The 26,408-nt window shown below is 39.7% G+C and carries 23 protein-coding genes, 1 other RNA gene, 1 pseudogene and 1 other annotated feature; of the genes and pseudogenes, 3 read left to right on the top strand and 22 right to left on the bottom strand.

Going from position 1 to position 26,408, the window contains the following annotated elements:
• Nucleotides 1-61: 61 nt before the first annotated feature.
• From ACHUFV_RS08070 to ACHUFV_RS08090, 5 genes are all read right to left on the bottom strand, one after another.
• Complete coding sequence (locus tag ACHUFV_RS08070) at nt 62-826, bottom strand: tRNA threonylcarbamoyladenosine dehydratase (protein WP_394233064.1); 765 nt, start codon at nt 824-826, stop codon at nt 62-64.
• A gap of 170 nt (nt 827-996) precedes the next feature.
• A non-coding RNA gene (gene ssrS / locus ACHUFV_RS08075) (6S RNA) lies at nt 997-1,205 on the bottom strand.
• A gap of 73 nt (nt 1,206-1,278) precedes the next feature.
• On the bottom strand, nt 1,279-3,048 hold the full coding sequence (gene aspS, locus ACHUFV_RS08080; protein ID WP_394233065.1) for an aspartate--tRNA ligase: 1,770 nt from the start codon (nt 3,046-3,048) through the stop codon (nt 1,279-1,281).
• A 15-nt stretch (nt 3,049-3,063) separates the two neighbouring features.
• The gene (gene hisS / locus ACHUFV_RS08085; RefSeq protein WP_394233066.1) at nt 3,064-4,335 is read right to left on the bottom strand and encodes a histidine--tRNA ligase; all 1,272 of its coding nucleotides are present in this window, start codon (nt 4,333-4,335) and stop codon (nt 3,064-3,066) included.
• A 112-nt stretch (nt 4,336-4,447) separates the two neighbouring features.
• Nucleotides 4,448-4,694, bottom strand: a binding site (T-box leader).
• A gap of 54 nt (nt 4,695-4,748) precedes the next feature.
• Nucleotides 4,749-4,925 (bottom strand): hypothetical protein, encoded by a 177-nt coding sequence (locus tag ACHUFV_RS08090; RefSeq protein ID WP_394233067.1) that lies wholly within the window; start codon nt 4,923-4,925, stop codon nt 4,749-4,751.
• Between the two features lie 272 nt (nt 4,926-5,197).
• On the opposite strand from ACHUFV_RS08090, the gene ACHUFV_RS08095 reads away from it, so the two are divergent.
• Complete coding sequence (locus ACHUFV_RS08095; RefSeq protein ID WP_394233068.1) at nt 5,198-6,562, top strand: N-acetylmuramoyl-L-alanine amidase; 1,365 nt, start codon at nt 5,198-5,200, stop codon at nt 6,560-6,562.
• Between the two features lie 54 nt (nt 6,563-6,616).
• Here ACHUFV_RS08095 and dtd read toward each other — a convergent pair whose 3' ends face one another.
• From dtd to ACHUFV_RS08125, 6 genes are all read right to left on the bottom strand, one after another.
• Nucleotides 6,617-7,054, bottom strand: a complete 438-nt coding sequence (gene dtd, locus ACHUFV_RS08100; protein WP_394233069.1) for a D-aminoacyl-tRNA deacylase — start codon at nt 7,052-7,054, stop codon at nt 6,617-6,619.
• An 11-nt stretch (nt 7,055-7,065) separates the two neighbouring features.
• Nucleotides 7,066-9,261: a RelA/SpoT family protein gene (locus ACHUFV_RS08105; RefSeq protein WP_394233070.1), complete on the bottom strand. Its 2,196-nt coding sequence runs from the start codon at nt 9,259-9,261 to the stop codon at nt 7,066-7,068.
• 215 nt (nt 9,262-9,476) lie between these two features.
• Nucleotides 9,477-9,989, bottom strand: a complete 513-nt coding sequence (locus tag ACHUFV_RS08110) for an adenine phosphoribosyltransferase (protein ID WP_394233071.1) — start codon at nt 9,987-9,989, stop codon at nt 9,477-9,479.
• 1 nt (nt 9,990) lies between these two features.
• On the bottom strand, nt 9,991-12,348 hold the full coding sequence (gene recJ / locus ACHUFV_RS08115) for a single-stranded-DNA-specific exonuclease RecJ (protein ID WP_394233072.1): 2,358 nt from the start codon (nt 12,346-12,348) through the stop codon (nt 9,991-9,993).
• A gap of 149 nt (nt 12,349-12,497) precedes the next feature.
• On the bottom strand, nt 12,498-14,765 hold the full coding sequence (secDF, locus tag ACHUFV_RS08120) for a protein translocase subunit SecDF (RefSeq protein WP_394233073.1): 2,268 nt from the start codon (nt 14,763-14,765) through the stop codon (nt 12,498-12,500).
• A gap of 199 nt (nt 14,766-14,964) precedes the next feature.
• Complete coding sequence (locus tag ACHUFV_RS08125; RefSeq protein ID WP_394233074.1) at nt 14,965-15,261, bottom strand: post-transcriptional regulator; 297 nt, start codon at nt 15,259-15,261, stop codon at nt 14,965-14,967.
• A 111-nt stretch (nt 15,262-15,372) separates the two neighbouring features.
• On the opposite strand from ACHUFV_RS08125, the gene spoVB reads away from it, so the two are divergent.
• Nucleotides 15,373-16,962, top strand: coding sequence for a stage V sporulation protein B (gene spoVB, locus ACHUFV_RS08130; protein WP_394233075.1), 1,590 nt, complete (start codon nt 15,373-15,375; stop codon nt 16,960-16,962).
• 70 nt (nt 16,963-17,032) lie between these two features.
• Here the strand turns inward: spoVB and ACHUFV_RS08135 are convergent, their stop codons facing one another.
• Nucleotides 17,033-17,677, bottom strand: a complete 645-nt coding sequence (locus ACHUFV_RS08135) for a DUF421 domain-containing protein (RefSeq protein WP_394233076.1) — start codon at nt 17,675-17,677, stop codon at nt 17,033-17,035.
• A 190-nt stretch (nt 17,678-17,867) separates the two neighbouring features.
• Here ACHUFV_RS08135 and ACHUFV_RS08140 point away from each other — a divergent pair, with 190 nt between their 5' ends.
• Nucleotides 17,868-18,308 carry a TIGR04086 family membrane protein gene (locus ACHUFV_RS08140; RefSeq protein WP_394233436.1) on the top strand — a complete coding sequence of 147 codons (441 nt, stop codon included), beginning with the start codon at nt 17,868-17,870 and terminating at the stop codon, nt 18,306-18,308.
• A gap of 53 nt (nt 18,309-18,361) precedes the next feature.
• Here the strand turns inward: ACHUFV_RS08140 and yajC are convergent, their stop codons facing one another.
• The 10 genes and pseudogenes from yajC to ACHUFV_RS08190 all read right to left on the bottom strand — a co-directional run.
• Entirely contained in the window at nt 18,362-18,634 is a 273-nt protein-coding gene (gene yajC / locus ACHUFV_RS08145; protein WP_394233077.1) for a preprotein translocase subunit YajC, read from the bottom strand.
• A gap of 32 nt (nt 18,635-18,666) precedes the next feature.
• The gene (gene tgt, locus ACHUFV_RS08150; protein ID WP_394233078.1) at nt 18,667-19,806 is read right to left on the bottom strand and encodes a tRNA guanosine(34) transglycosylase Tgt; all 1,140 of its coding nucleotides are present in this window, start codon (nt 19,804-19,806) and stop codon (nt 18,667-18,669) included.
• Between the two features lie 64 nt (nt 19,807-19,870).
• A complete protein-coding gene (queA, locus tag ACHUFV_RS08155; protein WP_394233079.1) occupies nt 19,871-20,899 on the bottom strand; it encodes a tRNA preQ1(34) S-adenosylmethionine ribosyltransferase-isomerase QueA in 1,029 nt (342 codons plus the stop codon).
• A 78-nt stretch (nt 20,900-20,977) separates the two neighbouring features.
• Entirely contained in the window at nt 20,978-21,184 is a 207-nt protein-coding gene (locus ACHUFV_RS08160) for a DUF2905 domain-containing protein (RefSeq protein ID WP_394233080.1), read from the bottom strand.
• Complete coding sequence (gene ruvB, locus ACHUFV_RS08165) at nt 21,181-22,182, bottom strand: Holliday junction branch migration DNA helicase RuvB (RefSeq protein WP_394233081.1); 1,002 nt, start codon at nt 22,180-22,182, stop codon at nt 21,181-21,183. Before ruvB ends, ACHUFV_RS08160 begins: the two co-directional genes overlap by 4 nt.
• A gap of 239 nt (nt 22,183-22,421) precedes the next feature.
• The gene (gene ruvA / locus ACHUFV_RS08170) at nt 22,422-23,030 is read right to left on the bottom strand and encodes a Holliday junction branch migration protein RuvA (RefSeq protein ID WP_394233438.1); all 609 of its coding nucleotides are present in this window, start codon (nt 23,028-23,030) and stop codon (nt 22,422-22,424) included.
• Between the two features lie 270 nt (nt 23,031-23,300).
• Nucleotides 23,301-23,846: a BofC C-terminal domain-containing protein gene (locus ACHUFV_RS08175; RefSeq protein WP_394233082.1), complete on the bottom strand. Its 546-nt coding sequence runs from the start codon at nt 23,844-23,846 to the stop codon at nt 23,301-23,303.
• Between the two features lie 196 nt (nt 23,847-24,042).
• Complete coding sequence (locus tag ACHUFV_RS08180) at nt 24,043-24,768, bottom strand: YhcN/YlaJ family sporulation lipoprotein (RefSeq protein ID WP_394233083.1); 726 nt, start codon at nt 24,766-24,768, stop codon at nt 24,043-24,045.
• Nucleotides 24,769-24,843: 75 nt separating this feature from the next.
• Nucleotides 24,844-25,851, bottom strand: coding sequence for a phosphotransferase (locus ACHUFV_RS08185; RefSeq protein ID WP_394233440.1), 1,008 nt, complete (start codon nt 25,849-25,851; stop codon nt 24,844-24,846).
• A pseudogene (locus ACHUFV_RS08190) lies at nt 25,823-26,408 on the bottom strand (hypothetical protein); the annotation flags it as partial. The pseudogene ACHUFV_RS08190 and the gene ACHUFV_RS08185, both read right to left, overlap by 29 nt.

Raw genomic sequence — 26,408 nt, forward strand, 5'->3', positions numbered from 1 at the left:
ACCTAAAAACGAGCTTTGGCTGGCTTGCGATATATGGCATTGAAAAAAGACGCTACAAAGCTTAAGCGTCTTTTACCGTACTGATTTTGATGTCGCTAAGAAGTTCTCTTACAACGTAACTGGCCATGATAAGACCTGCAACAGACGGAACAAATGCATTTGAAGACGGCGGCATTTTGGCCTTACGGATCTCTGCATCGTCTTTTCCAACCACTTTTCGAACATCTTCCCTGATCACAATTGGACTTTCATCAGAGAAAACAACTGGAATTCCTTTTCTAATTCCTTCTTTTCTTAATCTTGTTCGGATGACCTTTGCAATCGGATCTGTATGTGTTTTCGAAATGTCCGCAATCTGAAAACGGGTAGGATCCATTTTATTTGCTGCTCCCATGCTTGAAATAATAGGGATTTGTCGATTTAGACATTCTTTCATTAAATGGATTTTATACGATATCGTATCAGAAGCATCGACAACAAAATCTAGATTATGGGCAAAAATCTCTTCATATGTTTCTTCAGTATAAAACATTTTCAGATCAATTACTTCGCAATCAGGATTAATATCGGCAATCCTTTCTTTCATTAATTCGGCTTTAGGCCTTCCAACGGTAGAAAGCAAAGCGATTACCTGACGATTTACATTTGTAATATCAACAACATCTTTATCAATAAGAATAAGCTTGCCTACTCCTGAACGGGCAAGTGCCTCTGCAGAAAATGAACCGACACCGCCAATTCCAAGAACAGCCACGGTACTATTTTTTAGCCTTTCTAGCCCTTCTTTACCTATTGCAAGTTCATTACGAGAAAATTGATGTAACATTAAAACCAACTCCATTTGCATCTTCAATTACCTTTAGATTTCCTGTTTAGAACTATAACATACTATAATTTTAAAACAAGTATACAGGTATGAATAATTAAGGATTTTTTGTAATAAATGGCATAAAAAAACCACGCCATATCGACATGGTTTTAACTCATATGTATGGGAAGAGTCCCAATTATGCCGTCGCTTTAAGCCTTTGTTTGAACCCGCACTTAGCAGGTGGGTGCTCTATTCCATTATTGTAAATCCTAAGTAAGAACTTTACGAATGTAAGTTCTTAGGTCAGGCCTGTACGCTAATTGGAAACTCCGGACTCCCAAAGGTAAAATGTTCGGTCAAACGATTGGATATACTACGTACACATCAGGACTCTTTTCATATTTTTATGATAGCATAATGCAAACAAGCATTCAAGAAATGTAAAATGACTGTTTTTGTCACATTTATTACTTGATAACAGTTGAGGCAAGATTTAACTCAAGCAATTGCGCTGGACTTACTTCCCCAGGTGCATCGGTTAACAAATCACTTGCGCTGGCAGTTTTAGGGAATGCAATGGTATCGCGTAAATTAGTTCTACCCGTTAACAGCATCACAAAACGATCAAGCCCTAACGCAATACCGCCATGTGGTGGTGTTCCATAATCAAATGCATCTAATAAAAATCCAAATTGTTCATTTGCTTCTTCTTCTGTAAAGCCTAAAGCCTTGAACATTTTATTCTGAACATCTCTTTCAAAAATCCGTAGTGAACCACCGCCAAGCTCGTATCCGTTTAACACGATATCATACGCTTGGGCACGAACCTTGCCTGGTTCGCTGTCAAGCAGTTCAATATCTTCTCTAACAGGCATTGTAAACGGATGGTGTGCTGCTGAATAACGACCATTATCCTCATCATACTCAAGCAATGGCCAATCAGTTACCCAAAGGAAGTTAAACTTACTTTCGTCAATTAAATTAAGATCCTTTGCAATTTTCACTCTTAACGCGCCAAGAGCATCAGCAACTATTTTTTTCTTATCTGCAACAAATAGGATTAAATCATCCTTTTCAACTGCCAGGATACGGTTTACAGCCGCTAGCTCTTCTTCACTAAAGAACTTAACAATCGGTCCTTTTAAACCATCGTCTTCTGCTTTTAGCCATGCAAGTCCTTTTGCTCCATAGCGTGCAGCAAATTCAGTTAGTGCATCAATATCCTTTCTTGAATAATTGACAGCACCATTTTTAACATTGATTGCTTTAACCTGTCCACCAGTTGAAACAGCACCAGCAAATACTTTAAAGTTAGAGCTTTGGAAAACCTCAGACAGGTCTGTAAGCTTAAGCTCAAATCTTGTATCAGGTTTATCTGAACCATAGCTGCCCATTGCTTCGTCGTATGGAATACGTGGGAATGGAACGGTGATGTCGATTCCTTTAACCTCTTTCATAATTCTTTGAATCATGTTTTCAATCATGCCTTGAATATCCTCAGCACTCATGAAGCTTGTTTCAATATCCAATTGTGTAAATTCTGGCTGACGGTCTGCACGTAAATCCTCATCACGGAAGCAGCGAGCAATTTGGTAATAGCGTTCAACACCACTGACCATTAGCATTTGCTTGAAAAGCTGCGGTGACTGTGGCAGTGCATAAAACTCACCTGGATGCACACGGCTTGGTACAAGATAATCTCTCGCACCCTCTGGTGTACTCTTTGTTAAAATTGGTGTCTCAATATCAAGAAACCCTTCGCTGTCAAGAAAATCACGCATAACCTTTGTTACTTGGTGACGCATTTTTAATGTATTAAACATAACCGGTCTTCTTAAATCTAAATAACGGTATTTTAAACGAACATCCTCTGACACCTCTGCATCATCTTCAATCATAAATGGAGGTGTTTTTGATTCATTAATAATGGTCATTTGTTCAACCTGTACTTCAATCTTACCGGTACTTAAATTCGGATTAAAAGTAGATTCATCCCTTGCAATAACAGTACCAACCACATCCACAACATATTCACTGCGGACTTTCTCTGCTACCTCTAATGCCTCCTGTGAAACCTCAGGATTAAAAACAACCTGAATAATTCCAGTACGGTCACGTAAATGAATAAAGATTAATCCGCCTAAATCACGGCGTCTTTGCACCCAGCCTTTTAAATTTACCTTTTCTCCAATTGCACTTTCCGGCACTTCGCCGCAAAAATAAGTTCTTCCAAACATAATCCCTTTTCCTCCCTATTGCTGTAATTCATGAAATGTATCAACAAAGTTTTCTAAATCCATTTCCCACTGGTCGCCTGTTTCCATTCTTTTCACAAGAATCCGCTTTTCCTTTAACTCATCTTCTCCTAGAATGGCCACAAACTTAGCATTTAAGCGGTCAGCAGCTTTCATTTGCGCTTTAATTTTCCGGTTTAAATAATCTCTCTCAGCTGAGATGCCTGCCAATCGAAGTTTTTGCAAAAGTCCTACGGTATAATCCTTTGCTTCTTCACCTAAAGAAACGAGATAGCAATCAATCCCTTTATTTACTGGAAGCTCGACAGCTTCAGCCTTTAATGCAGCAATGAAGCGTTCGATGCTAAAAGCAAAACCAATTCCGGGTGTTTCTGGACCCCCGATTTCTTCGGTCAAGCCATTATATCGTCCACCGCCGCATAGGGTTGTAATAGCACCAAAGCCTTCTGCATCACTCATGATTTCAAATGCCGTATGATTATAATAATCAAGACCCCTAACTAGATTAGGATCAACCGTAAATGGAATATCCAAAGATGTTAAATACTGTTGTACTTTCTCAAAGTATTCTCTTGAATCTCCATTTAGATATTCAATGATTGATGGAGCTGATTTCATGAGCTCATGATCACGGTCCTGTTTACAATCAAGAATCCGCATTGGATTTTTTTCAAGACGATTTTGACAATCCTGGCAAAACTCACCGATTCGCGGTTGGAAATGCTGAATCAGCGCACTGCGATGTGCCAGACGGCTTTCCTTATCACCAAGACTGTTAATAATCAGCTTTAATTTACTTAAGCCCAGACTGTTATAGATGGACATGGCCAGCGCAATTACCTCTGCATCAATAGCCGGATCCTGACTGCCGAGAGCTTCGACACCGAATTGTACAAATTGGCGGAAACGACCAGCCTGCGGTCTTTCATAGCGGAACATCGGTCCCATATAAAATAATTTAACAGGCTGATTAGGATCGCCATACATTTTATGCTCTACGAAGGAACGAACAGTAGAAGCCGTACCTTCTGGTCGTAGTGTCAAACTGCGTCCGCCGCGATCATCAAACGTATACATTTCCTTCTGAACCACATCTGTTGTTTCACCGACACCCCTTGTAAACAGTTCAGTGTGTTCAAAAATTGGAGTTCTGATTTCTCTGTATTGAAACCTTTCACAAAGCTCACGCGCTTTTTTTTCGATATACTGCCACTTTTCTACTTCACCCGGCAGTATATCCTGAGTTCCTCTAGGTATCTGGATAGACATAGCACTAAACCTCCCTGAAAGAAAAAATAGTAAACCTATCTATGCTACTAAAATCTTAATAGGCTATATGACAAAAATAATAAAAAAGCTCCCGTCTCCTTGTATGATTTATACAAGGGACGAGAGCATTAATTCCCGTGGTACCACCCTAAATTGAAGCAATATGTATGCATTACTTCCACTTTTTTCGTTAACGCCTGTATACGTTCATCCCCTACTAAAGAAATACTTTCTTCTCGTTCAGCGTGAAGCCTCAGAAGTGTTCTTCATTTAGTCAGCTTGCAGAAACACTTTCAGCCTGTGGTGTTTCCTCTCTAACCAAGTGGGTCTAAATTACTTTTCTTCTTCTACGGCAATATTCACATTATCTACATAATATTACGAAGCTTCTCGAAAATTGTCAATAGTTGTAGTTAATTTCTTTCCATTTGCTTTTTTAACTTTTTGACATCCTGAGGAGATAGCCCAAATTCAGATGCGAATTCAATGGTTTGAGCATTCTGTTCTTTTTGAGTCAGGTCATGAAAATCTACACCAGTTAATTGGTTGTGTCCAGAAAGAGCTGACATTCCTTTATCTCCGTGCCGCATTGTCATCCACCTTTACAAAGTCTCTTTTTTATCCATTCTTTTTGTTTACTTTGTTAGCTTTCCCAAATTAGCATTAATAATTTCATAAAAAGAAACTATTTCATAAGGAAAAAACTAAATAATCGCTAAAATAATCCGATACAAGAGAAGGGATATTATCTGCTCAAGGAGAAGTAATTTTTCATGCAGGAAAAATCCACTTTGTTCATAGCAGTGAACTAGAAATTTAAGCAAAAAATGATTCAAAAACAGAACAAGGGAGGGAACTGGATTTGCTTAAAAAGAAATTAATTTTTCTCATCTGCATCGCTCTCTGTCTTACCTGGCTTGAGACAAATTCAGTAACAGAAGCAGCAGGAACTACCATCACAATCTCAACTGATGATTTGAATGTCAGAAGTGGTCCAGGTCGGGATTATGAAGTTATGACCACGTTGAACAAAGGAGAAGTCTATTCCGTTTTGCAGGAAGACGGAGAATGGACGCAAATTCAGCTGAAGAATGATAAGAAAGGCTGGGTCGCAAATTACCTTGTCAAACAGAATGAAGGGGAAGGTTCATCTGAAACTGCTTCAGAAGGACAGGAAAAGCAGGAAAGAAACTCATCTAAGACAGGGCACATTCGTGTAGACTCCTTAAACTTCCGCACTGCCCCCTCATTAGATTCAGACATTGTCGGAAGACTTGATCAAGGTACAGTGGTTGACATTATTTCTGAACGTAATGGTTGGGTTGAAATTCAATATGGTGAACAAAAAGGATGGGTATCAGGGGATTATATTCAACTAACAGCAGACAAGACAGAAGAACACCCAAAAGAAAATGCACAAAAGCTAGAAAACTCAACATTAACCATTTTACATAATGGAACAAATATTAGAAAAAATCCAAATACCCAATCTACTATACTTGAGCGTGCCAATGAAGGAGATACATTCGAAGTCATTAGCTTTGAAAATGATTGGTATGAAATTCAATTAACAGGCGGACAAATTGGTTATGTGGCCAGCTGGGTCGTTTCTGAAATGAGCGAACAAAGCGAAGCTGCTGAAGAAGCAGCAAGCAATGAAGAAACAGACAACGATTTGGGGTATTATTTACAAAACAAAAAAATCGTCATTGACCCCGGTCATGGTGGAATAGATGATGGAACTTCCGGGACAAGAGGTACATTGGAAAAAGAACTCACATTGGAAACCGCACGCGAATTATTTAACAAGCTAAAAGCCGCTGGAGCCGATGTAACATTAACAAGGCAGCGGGATAAGTATTTAAATCTGCCTTATCGTGTCAACGTTGCACATGAGCTAAATGCGGATGCTTTTATCAGCATCCATTATGACAGCACTCAAAATCAGAGTGTCAGAGGATTAACAACTTATTATTATTATCCTTGGCAAAAGGAACTGGCCATCAACATTCACTCGGCTGTTATCGATGAAACAGAAATGAAGGACCGTGGGACCCGCTTTGGTGATTATTATGTCATTCGAGAAAATAACAAAAAGGCCGTTTTGATTGAATTAGGTTATTTAAGCAATCCTACTGAAGAACTGCACGTCAAATCGAAACAATACCAGGAATCGGCCGCCACCGGAATTTACGAGGGGCTTGGTCGTTATTTTAAAGAAAATTAAACGCAAAAGCCCTGGTGCTGGATGCAAAAAAAGAGAGCCGAGGCTCTCTTTTTTTTAGCTTTCTACTATCAACGTCACAGGACCATCATTGACAAGAGAAACATCCATCATGGCGCCAAACTCCCCTGTTTCAACTTGGACTCCTTTTTCTCTCAATAATTCATTAAAGCGATTATATAGCGCTAAGGCATAATCCGGCTTTGCAGCATCCATAAAATTAGGCCTTCTACCTTTACGACAATCTCCATATAAGGTAAACTGCGACACAGATAAAATACTGCCTCCCTTATCAAGTAGGGAAAGATTCATTTTATTGTTTTCATCTTCAAAAATTCGCAGGTGGACAATTTTTTCAGCTAAATAAGCAGCGTCAGCTTCTGTGTCTTCATGTGTAACACCGACAAGCAGTACAAGACCACTCGAGATTTTCCCGATTACCTGTTCATTTACCGTTACACTTGCTTCTTTACTTCTTTGTACAACAACTCGCATGTTTTTCACCTTTAATTCATGATTCTTCTAACGGCATAAAGATCAGGAATTTGCTTAATCCGATCAACGACTTTTTGCAAATGGCTTACATTGAGTATTGAAATGGACATCGTAATCGTAACCATTTTATTACGGTCAGTCCTTCCGGATACAGTTGAAATATCCGTCCGTGATTCATTGACAGCCTGAAGAACTTCATTTAAGAGACCTCTTCTGTCAAAACCGGTAATTTCAATTTCCACATTGTATTCTTTTTTGTCATTTAATCCTGATTCCCATTCGACCGGAATGAGCCTTTCCCTCGCATCGTCCGTCACGATATTTGGGCAATCCTTGCGGTGCACTGAAACTCCTCTGCCTTTTGTGATAAAACCGACAATTTCATCCCCAGGTACCGGATTACAGCATCGAGAAAGTCGGATTAACAGGTTGTCAATGCCTTCAACCCGAACACCAGATTCTCGTTTTTTCTTAGTCGGCAGCGTTTTTAATTCCGAAACAGCATTGGTTAAGTTGGCTACTTGTTCCTGGTCTCGCTTTTTACGCCATTTTTCCGTTAACCGATTGGCCACCTGCAATGCGGTGATTCCGTTATAGCCAACCGCCGCATACATATCTTCCTCATTGGCAAAGTTAAACTTTTCAACAACCCGTTTTACATTTTCAGGTGTTAAAATTTCTTTTAAATCAAATTCCATCAAGCGGATTTCTTTTTCCACCTGCTCGCGGCCTTTAATAATATTTTCTTCTCTTCTTTGCTTCTTAAAGAAAGCTCTTATTTTATTTTTAGCCTGTGATGTTTGTGCAAGCTTCAACCAATCCTGACTTGGTCCATAGGAATGTTTGGATGTCAAAATTTCTAATATATCTCCCGTTTTCAATTTATAATCGAGAGTGACCATCTTCCCATTGACCTTTGCTCCAATTGTTTTATTTCCAATTTCGGAATGAATTCGGTAAGCAAAATCAATCGGTACAGAACCTGCAGGGAGCTCAATGACATCTCCCTTCGGAGTAAAAACAAATACCATATCAGAGAAAAGATCGACCTTTAACGACTCCATAAACTCTTCTGCATTTACCGTATCATCCTGAAATTCAAGAATTTCACGGAACCATGTCAATTTATCTTCAAATGTTGAATCTTCTTGTAACGTTTTACCCTCTTTATAGGCCCAGTGTGCTGCAATCCCAAATTCAGCAATGCGATGCATTTCAACCGTACGAATTTGCACCTCAAGCGGGTCACCCTTAGGACCAATCACCGTCGTATGCAGGGATTGATACATATTGGGCTTAGGCATCGCAATATAATCTTTAAAACGGCCAGGCATTGGTTTCCAGCATGTATGAATGATTCCAAGTACGGCATAGCAGTCTTTAATCGAGCTAACAACAATCCGAATGGCAAGCAAATCATAAATTTCATTAAATTGTTTATTTTGCCGGGACATTTTGCGATAAATACTGTAAATATGCTTTGGCCGTCCAGACATTTCTGCCTTGATGCCTACTTCATCCATGTTCTTTTGCAATTCAACAATGACTTCATCTAAATATTGTTCCCGCTCCGCACGTTTCTTTTTCATGAGATTAACAATCCGGTAATATTGCTGTGGATTCAAATAACGTAACGCAGTATCTTCAAGCTCCCATTTTATCGTCGAAATCCCCAGTCGATTCGCTAATGGTGCAAAAATTTCTAATGTTTCATTTGCTATACGACGTTGTTTTTCTGCTGGCAGATGCTTTAATGTCCGCATATTATGAAGCCTATCTGCCAATTTAATCATAATGACGCGAATATCCTGTGCCATGGCCACAAACATCTTCCGATGATTTTCTGCCTGCTGTTCCTCGTGAGATTTATATTTAATTTTACCGAGCTTTGTAACACCATCGACGAGCATGGCCACTTCATCGCTAAAGGCTTCCTTTAAATCTTGAAGAGAAGCTTCTGTATCTTCAACAACGTCGTGGAGAAATCCTGCTGCCACCGTAGAAGGATCCATTTCTAAGTCTGCTAAAATACCTGCGACCTGAACTGGATGAATAATATACGGCTCACCGGATTTTCTGTATTGTAAACGATGTGCATGTTTGGCAAATTCATATGCCCTTCGAACGAACTCTACATCCTCATCGTTTAAATATCCCCTTGTTCTATCGATGACTTGTTCGGCGGTTAATACTTGATCGTTCGCCATAAAATCACCTTTTTAATTAAATGTATTTAGTATTTATAATGAATGAATATGAATAAAAAAATCAAATGATTGTTATTATTATCGAAAAAAAATGATGAGATGTAAAGAGAATGTATGTTATTTTTCAGTTTAATTAAAAAAAGATGACAGATACAGGAGCGCAAGAGCTATAGATATAGGAAAAGAGCGCTTATTCTTGTAAGCGCTCCCACTCCTTAAAAGGTCATCAGTGTAAGAATATCGTGATTTTTGAGCTTTTTTCTTCCTTCTAAATCACTTAATTCAATTAAAAAAGCAATTCCTGCTACAACTCCACCCAATTGTTCTACTAACTGAATGGTAGCTAAAATGGTTCCACCTGTTGCAAGCAAATCATCCGTTATTAGGACTCTTTGACCTGGTTTGATTGCATCCTTGTGAATCGTAAGGACATCTTTTCCATATTCTAAACCATAGTCAACTTTCACTGTTTCACGTGGCAATTTTCCCTCTTTACGAACCGGCGCAAACCCAACACCAAGGGAATACGCAACAGGACAGCCAATGATAAATCCACGGGCTTCAGGACCTACTACGAGATCGATTTCTTTATCTCGTGCATATTGAACGATCTGATCTGTCGCATATTTATAAGCGTCGCCATTATCCATTAATGTCGTAATATCTTTAAAACTTATGCCTGGCTTAGGCCAATCCTCTACGACGGTAATATACTGTTTTAAGTCCATTTTATAAAGCCTCCTCGAATTTCACCGTTTCATGAATCAATTGATCGAACCAGTTTTTTAACTGATGAAACGATGAATATAACAATTCCTTTTCAAGCTCATACTGAGCCAGTTTTTGTTGATACGTTTTGGAATCTGCTAAATCCTGCTTGCCAGCATTCTTGTTCAATGAAATCAGTCCATTTTCCATTGTAACAAAATCAAGATCAAAAAACACCTGTGACATAAAATCAATTGTTTCTCTTGACCATCCTCGGTGCTTTGCAATCGCATCACCGTGTTTCTTTAAATCAAATGGTCCTTTTTTTGCAATCAGCGCATAAAACCATTTGAAATGCTCTCTCGTTGGAATCGTAGAGAAAAAGTCGCTATCTGCCTTGAATAAATGAGCATAAATTCTAGCCACCTTTTTCCCAAGCAAAAGCCGATAAAGAATTTCCTTTGAAGGTGGTAAATCAACTAACACAACATGACAATCATTAAGTGGAATTTCTTCTGCTTCAGGCAAAGAAGAAATATATAGAACCTCTCCACCTCCAATTGATTGCTGCAATTTCAAGGCATATTCTTGACGAAAGACGATCCATTTTGTCCGATCTGGCGGCAGGGTATCAGCTATACCAAGTAATTTTTTAGCCCCCCGGTAATCAAACAGCTGCCAGGAGGAAACAGAAAGATCTTGTAAAAAGATTTGCGGTTTTTTCCGATTATTCCATTCATTAATCGATAATTCACCGATAACCGAAAGCTTGGAAGCAGGGGAGATGTGGTCACATGCTTCGCCAAGGCCAAACCCTACACCGTCTAATGAAGCTCCCTCATGCTCCAATGTCAATTTTAAATGATTTTGCTCGGAGCCAATTTTCTTTATCGTGCCAATATCTGCTTCCCTAATCAGAACTTTAGGCTTTGGATTATCCATCCCATAAGGAGCTAATTTATTCATTTCCTCAATGGAATTAATGTGAATATCCTGAACCGACACTTCTGTATCAATGTACGTGATAGGAATTAAATCCTCTTCTGATAATTGCTCATTAGCTAGCCTATTCAAACGCTGGCGCAGTTCATCAACGTCACTAATATTTAATGTCATACCTGCAGCACTAGTATGCCCGCCAAAATGAGGTAAAATATCCCGGCAGGTGGATAAGTTTTTAAAAAGATCAAATCCTGCAATACTTCTTGCCGAGCCTTTCGCTAGTCCCTTTTCTTGATCATAGCTTAATACAATGGTTGGGCGATAATATTTTTCAACCAGCCTTGATGCAACAATTCCAATTACACCGGCATTCCAACCCTCTTTTCCAACAATAAGGAAGCTGTTCTCCTCAATAGGAAAATGTTGTTCTACCATCTGTATGGCTTCTTCCGTTAAGCTGTTAACCAACTCTTTTCGTTCTTTATTTAATTGCTCGATATCCTCCGCTAAAGCATCTGCTTCATTAGGATCATCCGTGAGCATCAAAAGAACGGCCGGATCTGCACTGTCAAGTCTCCCCGCTGCATTTATTCGCGGTGCAAGCGAGAAGCCGATTGTTTCCTCATTTGTTGTTCCCGGATCAACACCTGCGAGTTTGAAAAGAGCTTTTAATCCAACGTTATCCGTATTTCTTAGTATATTCAATCCCTTTTGGGTAATAAGTCTATTTTCATCTTTTAATGGAACAAGATCGGCGATTGTGCCAATTGCCGCAAATTGTAATAAATGATGTGGAAGTTCTCCTAGTAATGCATGGGCGACCTTAAAAGCTACGCCGGCTCCACAAAGCTCTTGAAACGGATAGGTACTGCCTTCTCTTTTCGGATGTATAATGGCAAAAGCATCCGGCTGTTCAGGTCCAGGTTCATGGTGATCAGTAATAATTAAATCAATCCCAAGCTCTTTTGCTACCCTTGCTTCATTTAGTGCAGCGATTCCGGTATCAACCGTAATGATGAGGCGGATTCCAATTTCATGTGCATACCTGAAGGCACCTTCATTTGGACCATAGCCCTCCGTGAAACGGTTTGGTATGTAAAATTGCACATTTGCCCCAAGCTCCTGCAGCGTTTTCATCATGATTGTGGTACTTGTAACACCATCTGCATCGTAATCTCCAAAGATCATAATCGCTTCATTTGCCTCTATGGCCTGCTTTATTCTGTTCACAGCTTTTTCCATGTCCAAAAAGAGAAATGGATCATGGAATTCCTGTTTTTCACTAAATAAAAAAGCCCTTGCTTCCTCAGGATTCTCAAGTCCTCTGTTCACAAGTAGCGATGCAACCAGTGGCGTCACATTAATTTCTTCCACCAGCTGGGTGACTTTTTCTTTTTTTGAAGATCGAACAATCCAACGCGTTTTTGAATTTAACATACGTTCACCCCTTAGCCTACTTATTATACAAAAGAGTAAAAAAGGATTCAATGAAAGAGTATGGATTGAATGGGAAACGAAGGAAATAAAAATAGCGCAAAAACTTACAATAATAAGAACCGCAGGAAATCCTGCGGTTCTTATTATTGTTATACTTGTGGCTCGTCGGTGCGTACACGTTTTTCTTTATATGTGTTAATAACACCTTTCTTTTTCAGCTCTTTTTTCTTCCATTCTACCCAAAGTGGAACAGCAATGAAGATGGAAGAGTACGTACCAACCAAGAGTCCAACAGTCAAAGCAACTGAGAAGGATAGAATCGATTCACTTCCGAAGATCATTAATGCTACAACCGTTATGACTACCATTAATACCGTATTGACTGATCGTCCAAGCGTTTGACGTACACTGGTATTAGCAATATCAACAATATCTTCAAAGGTTTTGATTTTACGTCTCTTTTGCATGTTTTCTCTCATCCGGTCGAACGTAACAATGGTATCATTTATCGCATATCCGACAACGGTTAACAATGCCGCAATAAAGGTCAAGTTCACTTCCAATCGTGTGATGCTAAAGAATGGAATAATAAAGAAAGCGGCAAATAACAAGGCAATAACGGCGGCAACCGCCATTGGCAATTCAAAACGGAATGATACAAAGATAATCAATCCAAGCGATGTAATGAGCAAGCCGATGAAAGCATTTTTGGCAATTTCCTTACCAACTGTCGGAGAAACACTGCTGACATTCGGATCTGCTCCAAACGCTTCTTTAAAATGTGATTTCAAATCGGCAATTTCCGCTTTGGATAGCATCCCTTTGAACCTAGCTACCCCGATATTATTGTCATCACCTGAAATGACGATATCATCTGTTTTCATGTCAATCTTTTCTAGTTCATTTGAAACCATTTCAGTGGTAAGCGGTTCTTTAGAAAGCAGTTCTACACGAGTACCGCTTGTAAAATCAATCGATAGATTTAACCTCATCACCGCTAAAATGATTATCCCGACAACGAGTACCGTAGCAGAGACTGCGAAAAACTTTTTACGCGGCTTGACAAAGTCGAAGCGATCAAATTTCGTTGTTAAATCAAGCGTATCAACATTATCGCGGATATCGTGAATGTCACTTTTCTTAACGCCAAACCAACCTGGTCTTTTATCAAAATAACCACTGTTAACAAATAAGCCTAGTAACCATCTTGATAAATAAACGTTGGTAAAAAAGCTTCCCAATGTACCAATAATTAAGCTGGTTGCAAACCCTTTAACAGAGCTTTCCCCATAGAAGAATAACACAACAGCAGCAAGAAGAAGCGTCATGTTTGCATCTGTAACCGTTGAAATTGAATTCGTATTACCTGCTTTATAAGCAGACTTAATCGATTTCCCTACTCTCATTTCTTCCTTAATTCTTTCTGCGGTAATGATATTGGCATCAACCGCTGTACCGACACCAAGGATAAAGGCAGCAATACCTGGAAGGGTTAGAACTACATTCATCCAATCAAAGATGACTAACGTTAAAAATAGATATATTGTTAGTGTAATCGTAGCAACTAAACCTGGTAAACGATAATAGAAAATCATGAAAAGGAATACAGCCGCAACCCCAATTAATCCGGCAAAAACAGTCTCATTCATTGCCTGTTCCCCAAATTGAGCACCAACTGAGGTTGAATAGATTTCATCAAGTTTAACTGGAAGTGCACCTGCATTTAAAATATCTGCTAAACTTTTTGCTTCTTCAACGGTAAAACTACCGACAATTGAAACAGTATCTTGGTTAAACACTTCACTTACTCTTGGAGCAGAAACAAACTTCGGATCCGGCTTTGCAATTTCCGCCTTATAAGAGTCTACACCTTCTTCAAAGTCCAGCCAAATGGCTAATACATTATTGGGTGCACCCATATTAACAATTTCTTGGGTAACATTTTTAAATTTATCTGCACTTTTCAATTTTAGCGATACGATCGGCTGGCCATTTTCGTCGAAGGTTTGCTTGGCACCGCCCTCTGCAAGATCCGTACCATCCATTAATACACGGTCATTGGCATCCCGAAAGGTTAAATTGGCTTCAGTTGAAAGAATTTCCCGTGCCTGATTTTGATCCTCAATCCCTGCAAGCTGTACACGGATTCGGTTATTACCCTCAATCTGGATGTTAGGTTCACTTACACCCAGTACGTTTACACGTCTATTTAATGCCTCAACTGTACTGGTAAGTGCCTTTTGATCAATCTTTTGGCCCTCTTTCGCTGGATTAACTTCATAAAGCACCTCAAATCCACCTTGTAAATCGAGCCCAAGCTTTATGTTACTGACAGTGTCCTTTGTTGTTGCCCCCATTACGCCGCCCATAACAATAATAAAAATTAAAAAGGCAACAATGCGACTTCTTTTTACCATTATGTATAGTTCCTCCTTAAATCTAAAGCCGACAGATCATCCATAAGCTAATCTGCTGTTCGCTGCTGTCATTACAGCGATTCACTTCAAAAAACTGGGTATCCCTTCAAGTAGATAATTATGAAACAGTTTTAAGGGACTGTCAATTTGATAAGCGTTTACGACATAAATAATTAACAAATCCCCTTACTTTTTCACATTATTTTAACAATTCTAAAAGCTCTTCGTCATCATCAAGTGTAAATTCCGCCTCTTTTAAAGCTTCAACTGCGCTATAATTCATAAACTCCCCAATTTTAAGTGAAAGAATACTTTGAATCACTTCATGCAACTTGATCTCATTCTTTCCCTTTCGCCATTTTTTTTTAACTAAAAATTGCCAAATTTCTTCCTCTGATACATTGTCATACCCTAATAGAAGAAATTCCTCCTGCTTACTTTTCAATGCTGGTCCCACTATGCTGCGAAAACGATCAAATTCATGGCTAACGTTCATATTAGCCCCTCCCCACGATTTCATATGGAATTCTTAGTCATGCTTTGTCCATGTTAGTGCATATAGATAATTGTATATGATAAAACCTTTTTTGAGAAGGTAGGGAATACAATGTCAAAGTTTATAAAAGGGACGCTGATATTATTAGCAGCAGGGCTTATTACACGTGTATTAGGATTTATTAACCGCATTGTTATTGCCCGATTTATCGGAGCAGAGGGTGTAGGGCTTTATATGATGGCAGTACCAACCTTCATTCTTGCCATTACGATTACACAGCTAGGGCTGCCAGTAGCGATATCAAAAAACGTTGCGGAAGCCGAAGCCGTTGGAGATAAAGGGAAAGTTAAGAAAATCCTTGTCGTTTCTTTAGCAACGACTATTACGCTTTCGGCTATATTTACGCCCCTCCTGCTTGTAACTGCACCGATGCTTGCTGATACGCTATTAACTGATGCTAGAACGCTTTATCCACTATTAGCAATTGCACCTGTTGTACCAATCATTGCGATTTCCTCTGTTATCCGTGGCTATTTTCAGGGAAAACAGAACATGAAGCCTGTTGCGTTATCACAACTAATTGAACAGCTGATTCGAATCGCCTTAATCGCGTTCATGACTAAAGCATTTATTCCATATGGCATTGAATATGCAGCAGCAGCCGCAATGGCATCCTCTGTCATTGGAGAACTCGCATCACTTCTCTACTTGCTAACAACCTTTAAGTTAAAAAAGAAATTCCCTGTCCGGAAACAATTCTTCACTTACGTTCGCTCTGGTAAAGGCACATTTCAGGAGCTTATGAGCATCGCGATTCCAACAACCGGGAGCAGAATGATTGGCTCGCTATCCTGGTTTTTTGAACCGATTGTCGTATCACATAGTCTTGCGCTTGCCGGTATTGCTGCTGTCGCTGCTACAGAGCAGTATGGTTCATTAACCGGCTTTGCCCTTCCATTATTAATGCTTCCATCGTTTATTACACAATCATTGGCTACATCGTTAGTGCCTGCCATCAGTGAGGCACATTCAAAAAATAATATGAAACTGGTCGAATACCGATTACAGCAGGCACTACGTTTTGTTTTTTTATCAGGTGGACTGGCTGTCGTAGTTTTATATATTTTGGCTGACCCACTAATGGAGGTTTTATACGGTTCAGAAAGCGGCTCAGGGTTTATCAAATTAATGGCACCTTTCTTTATTTTGTATTATTACCAAGGACCCCTGCAGGCTACACTTCAGGCGCTCAATTTAGCAAGGGCAGCCATGATTAACAGTTTAATAGGAGCTGTGGTGAAAACTGCCGTCATTTTTGCACTGGCAAGCCAGCCAGCCTTTGGAATAAATGGCGTGGCAATCGGACTGCTCGTGGGCTTCGTCCTTGTATCCCTGCTACACTTCGCAACGGTCTTAAAAAAGGTGTCATTCACTTTCTATATCCGGGATTATTTAAAAACCTTTTTTATTATGGGTGTAGCCGGTTTTGCGGGAGCCTGGATTATGACCCATCTCCCAGCTGGACAACCGTTGGCTTTAAAAGTACTGCTCTCTGCTATAGCCATCACAATCATCTATTCCCTGCTTGTTCTCTTGCTCGGATTACTGCAAAAAGACGAACTTATCCGCATTCCATGGATCGGTAAACCATTGTCCAAGCTGGCGATCTTCGGCCAGCCCCACCCCACACTGAAACGTTAAACTAAGCGGGAGCACCGAAGACCCCAACGCATTAAAGCGGTGGGGGACAGTCCCCCGCCGCTTTAATGCGTTAATTATCTATTAGGTCAATGTAAAATTGATCATTTTGGAAGCTGCAGAATGAAATTTTTTTGATATCGGTGTATCCCTTTTGTTTCAGTTGCTGTCTTAGCCATAATTCGGTTTTGTTTATTATTCGTAGGTGGTCATGCTGAATATTACCATCAACAATAAGAGGAAGCGTTAAATCCCCTTCTTCACTTTTGTTCTTTTCCATGACGGACAGCTTTCCTGATGGCTCAAGAATGGCAAACTCAACATCCGCGATATTTCGGACATTCTTTTCTCGCAGCTGCTGCAGCAAGTCATCAAAATTATAGCGCTGCTTCCGCATGGCATTTTCGTCAATTTTCCCTTGATTAATGACGATAGTTGGTGACCCGTCTACTAAATCTCTAAATTTCTTACTTTTTAATGATAAACGTGCCATTGAAATTTGAATCAACATCAGTAGAACAATTGGCACGATTGATTTGATTAACTCAATTGTAGTTTCATCAATGGCCATAACAGCTATTTCAGCAATCATGATATTAACCACCAAGTCAAATACGCTTAATTCACCGATTTCTCTTTTACCCATGAAACGAAAGATCACGAGAATAATAAAATAAGTTATAAAAGTCCTCAAAATGATCGTTAGCAAATCATCCATCCTTCAATTCCCCTTTCGACCAGTATTCTATTTCTGGTCTCTAACAAACTGCCTCCTCTGATTTCTTTTATGGTTAGTTTGTGCTTTAACAATAAAACCATGTTGGAAAATTCCACCTTTTATAGATGCAACCCAAAAAAAGATTTGATTCTATATTGCGAAGTTCACGAATATGCTTGTACAAAGAGATATGGTTTATTTGGAACATCCTTTTTCCAAATACAGAAGGGAGAGGTTAGGTATCGAAGAGTCAAAAAACCTTAGCAGCGCTGTGCTATTTGGAACCTTGACAATTTTTGTTTTAGCGATTGTCAGCAGTTTAATTTTCGCGTTTTTATTAAGGTTTTCTTCTCTGCAGGAGTCGTCGGTGCAATATGTTATTTCAGCTATTTCCTTTTTATCCATTTTCCTAGGAGGATTTATTTCTGGTGGCAGAGGAAAACAAAAGGGCTGGATGCTCGGAGGCATAACAGGCGTGGTCTATTCGATCATTATTTTTTTGTATCAATTCTTAGGTCTCGACACTATTTTAAATTTCGAACAAATCATTTATCACATTTGTTATATATTAATTGCCATGATGGGTGGCATTCTAGGAGTAAACCTGAGTGGAAAGTCTCGTAATAATTAATACAAAAAAACAGGAAGCATACTATCAGCTTCCTGTTTTTCTCATTCATCCTATTAAGATTGAGCAGATTCAACAACATCACGTACTGCTGATCTATCATATGTAAGACGACTTCCATCTCCACATTTAATTACAACTTTACCTTCATCAACTGAATCAACAATACCGTGAAGACCACCGATTGTAATTATTTTATCTCCCTTTTTAAGAGAGCTTTGCATTTGCTGCACATTCTTTTGTCTCTTTTGCTGTGGGCGAATTAATAGGAAATAAAAAAGGACAAACATTAGAATAATGGGACCTACTGTACCTAAAAGACCATCCATGCTCACATTACCTCCTTTCACAAGTTAATTATTTAGAAGTTCTTGGCGTTAGGCTTATTAAAACCGTATTGCTCAAAAAACTCTTCTCTAAAGTCCCCCAGACGATCTTCTCTTATCGCTTGTCTGACTTGTTCCATTAATTTTACCAGAAAATATAGATTGTGGTAAGACGTTAAGCGTATTCCGAATGTTTCGTCACAGCGAATAAGGTGACGGATATATGCTCGGCTGTAATTCCTACATGTATAGCAATCACAATGCTCATCAATTGGTCCAAAATCTCTGGCGTATTTTGCATTCTTCACAACTAGACGTCCGCTCGAAGTCATTAATGTGCCGTTCCTGGCAATTCGAGTCGGTAAAACACAATCGAACATATCAACTCCGCGAATGGCTCCATCAATCAATGAATCTGGTGAACCAACTCCCATTAGATATCTCGGTTTATTTGTAGGTAATAAAGGAGTGGTGAATTCAAGCACACGGTTCATCACATCCTTCGGCTCGCCAACTGAAAGACCACCTATTGCATAGCCTGGAAAATCAAGTGACACTAAATCACGCGCACTTTGCTTACGTAATTCTTCGTACTCACCGCCCTGAACAATCCCAAACAAGCCTTGATCATTTGGTCTGCTATGGGCCTGCAGGCAGCGTTCAGCCCAACGTGATGTCCGTTCGACCGATTTTTTCATATAGTCAAACTCAGCTGGAAACGGTGGACACTCATCAAAGGCCATCATAATATCAGATCCAAGTGCATTTTGAATTTCCATCGCCTTTTCAGGTGAGAGAAAAAGCTTGTCACCGTTTAAATGATTGCGGAAATGGACGCCCTCTTCTTCAATTTTGCGGAATTCACTTAAACTAAACACTTGGAAACCGCCGGAATCTGTTAATATAGCACGGTCCCAGTTCATAAATTTATGCAGACCACCGGCTTCTTTAACAATATCATGTCCTGGACGAAGCCACAAATGATATGTATTACTTAAAATAATCCCGGCACCCATTTCTTTTAGATCCTCGGGGGCCATGGTTTTCACTGTCGCTAACGTTCCAACAGGCATAAAAACCGGGGTTTCAAATGATCCGTGAGGAGTATGTACGCGGCCAAGCCGGGCCCCCGTTTGTTTACATGTTTTTATTAATTCATAAGTAACTGCTGTCAATCGTTTCATTCTCCTTTCTCATTTGAAAAGCGCTGGCAGTGTTTGCACTTTTGTCCAATCCTGCTCAAATAATCAGCATTGCGTCACCAAAGCTGAAAAACCGATAGCGTTCTTGAACGGCTGTTTCATATGCATGTAATACCGCTTCTCGGCCGGCTAAGGAACTTACTAACATAATAAGCGTTGACTTTGGCAGATGAAAGTTTGTAATCATACCGTCAATGGCTTTAAACTTATAGCCTGGATAAATGAAAATATCGGTCCAGCCGCTCGTTGCTTCAAATCTTCCATCATAGGCGGAAGCAATTGTCTCCAATGTCCGAGTTGAGGTTGTCCCTACAGAGATGATCCGCCCTCCTGAGCTCCGCACCTCATTTAACAAGGCAGCCGTCCCTTCAGTCATTTGATAAAATTCAGAATGCATTTCATGCTTGTCAACATCATCGACACTAACCGGCCTGAATGTTCCCAAACCTACATGAAGTGTAATAAAGGCAATATGTATTCCTGCTGCTTTTATTTCATCGAGCAGCTCCTCTGTAAAATGAAGACCTGCTGTAGGGGCAGCAGCGGAACCTCTTTCACGCGCATAGACTGTTTGGTACCGGTCCTGATCCGCTAATTGTTCCTTTATATACGGAGGCAGCGGCATCTCACCTAACTGTTCTAGCACCTCATAGAAAATTCCCTCATATTGAAAATCAAGAATTCTTCCGCCATGCTCGAGCTCCTCAACACAAACAGCTGTTAGTAATCCATTACCAAAAATAACCTTTGCACCTTTTCTTATCCGTTTAGCAGGTTTAACAAGCGTTTCCCATCGATCATTTTCCTCTTGCTTTAATAATAAAACCTCTATTTTCGCACCTGTTTCTTCTTTTTCACCAAACAGCCTTGCAGGTAAAACCTTGGTATCATTTAGCACAAGACAGTCTCCTGGCTTTAAATAGTTTCTAATATGCTTAAAAATGTCATGTGTGATACTCCCAGATTCTTTATCTAAAACCATAAGTCTGCTGCTTGAACGGTCAAGCAAGGGAGTTTGCGCTATTAATTCTTCAGGTAAATGGAAATCAAATAAATCTACTTTCATAATGTCACCCTATCTATTACTAAAATCAAATTTGCTCCGTTAAATTTGCGGCAGGATTATTAAAATTCGCCAGGGGATTCAACGGAATTTCCCGAAAAAGTAAAAAATCAGTGACAGCACAACACTTAACACAATCGATGTCATGATTGGAAAGTAAAAGGTTGTGCTGCCTTTTTTTATCACGATATCACCTGGTAATTTTCCAATATGGATAAATTGCATAAGTAAACCAATAATGAAAATAACTACCCCAATTGTCATTAACAGCTTGCCAATCCCTGTCAATCGTGAGGCACCTCCAATCCAAGATGGCGGTAGGCTAAATCCGTTACTAATCGTCCTCTCGGTGTCCGCTGAAGAAAGCCAATTTGGAGGAGATACGGCTCATACACATCTTCAATCGTATGTGCTTCTTCGCCAATCGTTGCCGCAATGGTTTCAAGCCCAACAGGACCGCCGCGGTATTTTTCAATAATCCCTCTTACTAATTTATGGTCAATATGATCTAACCCTAAACGGTCAACCTGAAGAAGATCGAGCGACTTTAGAGCAATTTCTTCATCAATCCGCCCGTCTCCACGAACTTGGGCAAAGTCGCGTACACGTTTTAACAGACGGTTTGCAATTCTTGGAGTTCCCCGCGACCTTGACGCAATTTCAGCAGCAGCCTGTGGATCGATTTCAATATCCAATACTTCTGCTGTCCTTGTGACAATTTCCTGTAGTTGACTGGAATTATAATATTCAAGCCGGCTATGAACTCCAAAACGATCCCGTAATGGTGCCGATAACGATCCGGCTCTTGTAGTAGCACCTACAAGGGTAAACGGTGGTAAATCAAGTCTTACAGAGCGGGCACTTGGACCTTTTCCAATGACAATATCTAAACAAAAGTCCTCCATTGCAGGATACAGCACTTCCTCAATCGACCTTGTCAAACGATGGATTTCATCAATAAATAATACATCACCAGGCTCTAGAGCTGTTAGTATTGCTGCCAAATCACCTGGTCTTTCAATCGCTGGTCCTGCCGTTGTACGAATATTGACACCCATTTCGTTGGCAATAATCGCAGCTAGTGTTGTTTTCCCTAGACCTGGAGGCCCGTAAAGCAGGACATGATCCAAGGTTTCCTGTCTTAGCTTAGCAGCCTTTATAAAGACCGCAAGATTCTCCTTCACTTTGTCCTGTCCAATATATTGATTTAAGGTTTGTGGACGAAGGCTTGTTTCAAAAGAGATTTCCCCTAAATCGGCTTCACTTGAAATAATACGTTCTTCCATTCGTCGTCTCCCCCACTTATCAAATTCGCCCGTCGAATTTGCGTCCGGATTTTTATCGAGCTCGCTCGATAAATTACCTTTAAAAAATCGCAAGACTCGCCGGAGGCATAACTTCATTCAGCAGGGGTTCGAACTCCCACTGATCGAAGTGTCATTTGCATTCATCCTCTACTTATAGAAGTGGAGGACCTCCGTACCTGCCGCAAGCTTTCGGTACGATAAACATTTGCTGAATGAAGTTATCGAAGCAGCAGCTGTAGTCCTTTTCGAATATATTGATCAGTTGTTAGATGCTCTTTTCTTAGTTCAGGTGAGATTTTCTTTATTTCCTTTTCTGAGTAACCAAGAGCCACTAAAGCAAGGACTGCTTCATCAAAATCTTCATGAGACTTACTTTCCTGTTCGACTTGATCCGGCTGAAATAGATTTGGAAAATAATCAGGAAGGATGTCAGGCAGTTTCCCTTTTAAATCAAGGATAATTTGTCTTGCTGTCTTTTTCCCAACGCCAGGAAATTTCACAAGAAAGGCTTCATCCTCATTTTCAATCGCCTGCACAACCTGCTGCGGTTCTCCGGAGGCAAGTATTGCAAGAGCACCCTTTGGACCAATTCCGGTAACATTTAATAGTTTCATAAACAATGTTTTCTCTTCGCGAGCCTGGAATCCGTACAAAGCGAGAATATCCTCTCGTACATATGTATACGTATAGACCGTGACTTCTTGACCTGAGTATTTTGTGTAGGCAAAAGGATTTGGAGCAGCAATTTGATAACCAATTCCGTTATTTTCAATCACAATATACTCAGGATGAATATATTGAACACTTCCTCTTATAAATTCATACAATATTTTTCTCTCCTCTAAATTGCTGTACATCATTTTATCATACAATATATGACGGATTAAGAAAAATGTTGGATAAGTCAAATAATTCATCCGCATTTTTAAGTCTGTTAAACATAGTTGTTGATTTCCGTTCAAGAAACTTCGCTTTCCGCGGGCGAACGCAGGAGTCTTCGTGCCTTCCACTACAATCAACCAGCTACCAAAATCAACAATGTACTTTAACACTATAAACATAAAAAAGAACCGGCTGACCGGTTCTTTTAGGCATCATTAATTAGCCTGCTTATCCTTTGAATACGTTTTAAACGTTTCTAATACTTCGACATAGCGGTCTTTTGTTTTGATTGGGATTCCCTTTTTTAATTCCTTTATTTTACGACTTTCCAGCTTGCCGACATCAATTTGGAAAAAGGATTGAATAATATGAGACTTATATGGCTTTCCATTAAAAATCGTTAAAATACCGTCCTCCGTAACACCGAAATAACCATTTGCTTTTAATAATGGAGAGATATCGTCTAATTCTTTTCGAAATACGAATTTGCCTTTTTCCATACCAATAAACTGCCATTCATCATATTTAGCCCAAAAGTTCTCCAGAGAATAAATTGTTTCTGTTACGGTCTCTTCACTAATTTCTCCATCAACATACATATACGTTAAAACCACATCTACTTTTACCGGGAGTTTAATTTCTTCAACTGGTTGATTAGCAAATACTGTTCGTATTTCTCCTCCAAGAGCAAAATCTGCTAAAAAGATCACCCATACAACTCCAAATAGGGTAATAATTCGAACAAACCACTTTGTTTGCATAGACGATCACCTCGTTTTGTTATCGGAGAAACAGCTTGTTTCACATAGTTAGAGCGAATGAACGAAGGTCTTGCTGAAACGGCATTTGAACTGCTTATTATCACACTACTATTTTGACCATTTTTTTCATGATTATCCCAGTTTTCGACATAAAAAATAAAACAGAGCTTAGCCGCTCTGTTTTCCATTCACTATTTTATTTCGTATTATTATTTGCCTCGTTTAGATTTTTTATTTCTTTGTTAAGCTGGTCGTTGGGACCTTCATTTCGCAAATCATTATTAATCACTTTAATACGATTATATTGGCTTTCATTTGTCATTACTTTAACATTTCTGCCATCAGCATAGGGCTCAAGGGCGTTCTTAATATTTCTCCTTGTTTCGTCCGCCTTCGTTTTATCATTCAAAAGGACCCCAACGATAATATTCTTATCCTGTATGACAGTCCTGGCATCCTTTACATTCCCGACCCTTTTTGCTTCGTTGGTTATTTGATCACTTAACTTCCCATCATTCCCGGTATAGTAGCTTTGCCGTGTTGGCAGGTCATTGTTATTAAGGTGTCCATGGTAGTTCTTATCATTACTGCCTAAATTATATTCGCCGTCATTAGCAATGTCACGATTATTTATTTTGTAAATGCCACTGTTATTCTTCATCTTTTGAACACTTTGGCGGTTCACTTCCCGTTCTCTTCCCAATGTATGATCCAATGTTTCGGTTGCTGGACCATCATTATCATCCTCAAGTAAAATTGCATTCCCGCCATTACCGTCATGATTTTCATTGGAATAATAACCAATAGGAATGGTTTCATCGTTACGTTGGTCTTGAACAGCTGTCTCATTACCGTTGCCACAGCCAGTAAGCCCAATAATAAATATGGATGGTATTAGCCAGAATTTTATATGTTGTTGCAAGCGAGTTCCACCTCTCCACTAAGAATGAGCAATGCTCGTTATTAGAATGTGAGGGAATCTGGCTTTTCAAACCTGTCAGTTACCACCATTTGTGATTCGCGTTTTTATTTCTTCGTAAAAAGCTTGCCGTTTATCATATTGTCCTATGGTTAATTCCATGACAGCACGGACTTTTCTTGTGTCATTAAAAGAATGATCCTTTACAAGTCGATTCCATTCACGAAAAATATCAGTTGGATAGACAAGAGCATACAAAAAAATAGTATGTTTAAAATATGGGAGAAGCTGTTCAAATGATGATAACTCTTTACATGACCAATTTAAAAAAGGCAGGATTCGATTTGCATATTGTAAATAATCGATCATGGCTGGAGAAATACTAATTAAATCAAAATCAATTAACAACAATTCTCCATTTGAACTACGAAAAAAGTTATGGTGTGCGACGTCCCCATGTAATATCACATTTGGAAACAATTGTAATGCTCCCTTTTCCTGTTTTATACCAGCTAGGGACCATTCCGCCCAATCAGATAAATCTTGTACGACTTCCTTTTGTAAAAAAAAGGAGAGCATAGGGATATTACTTTTAAATTGCCGAAAGCGTTCCTCCCATTTTTCAATTAAATGAAAAAAAGGCAGGAGTGTTTTATAACTGCCAACCAATTTCTCTGACACACCATGAAATTTCTCTAATAGCTGTAATCCTTCCTGACAACTCTTTTTTGAATCATAGAAAAATGGTTCCTCCCCTTTCGTAAGAAATTCAAAAATACCGAAATATTGTGACTCGAAATATAGGCAATGTTCTTTTGGAAAAGAATACATCGAATACGTAAAAGGGAAGCCCTCTTTTTTCAGCGATTGGATAAAGGCCTCTTGTATTTTCAAGCGTCGAAGGGAGGAATAGCCTTTAAGAACAAACTGAAAGCCATCACTCAGCCTGACAATAAACACATTCCTTCTTAGCGGGGTAAGACGAACAATTTGATATGGCAAATTTTGATTTAAATAGGAGAGGAGACGATCCTGAAACCCATCGTCTCCTCCTAATTTACCCGTTATATTCACTGCTTTCTTCATCACGTGCTTGTGGAACCCCCGGACCAAATTCATATGGATTTCCAAAAGGTACAGGTGGTGTGCCATAGTTAGGTACCCCTGCCTGCATATATGGATTGAAACCTGGTTGACCATAGCCCATATGCGGATATTGCGGCCCTGGATAAAATCCTCCCTGCATTGGTGGAACATGATATCCTGGGTTTACTCCATAGCCACCTACTGGGAATCCTGGATTCTGCCCCCCGCAGCCGCAATCACTGTCTTGGACAGGAAATGGCATTTGTTGCCCCATCATCGGCATTTGTTGGCCCATCATTGGCATTTGCTGGCCCATCATCGGCATTTGTTGGCCCATCATCGGCATTTGTTGGCCCATCATCGGCATTTGTTGGCCCATCATCGGCATTTGCTGGCCCATCATTGGCATTTGCTGGCCCATCATCGGCATTTGCTGGTCCATCATCGGCATTTGCTGGTCCATCATCGGCATTTGCTGGCCCATCATCGGCATTTGCTGGCCCATCATCGGCATTTGCTGGCCCATCATCGGCATTTGCTGGCCCATCATCGGCATT

This window comes from Niallia oryzisoli, assembly GCF_043641075.1.
GTDB lineage: Bacteria > Bacillota > Bacilli > Bacillales > Cytobacillaceae > Bacillus_BD > Bacillus_BD oryzisoli_A.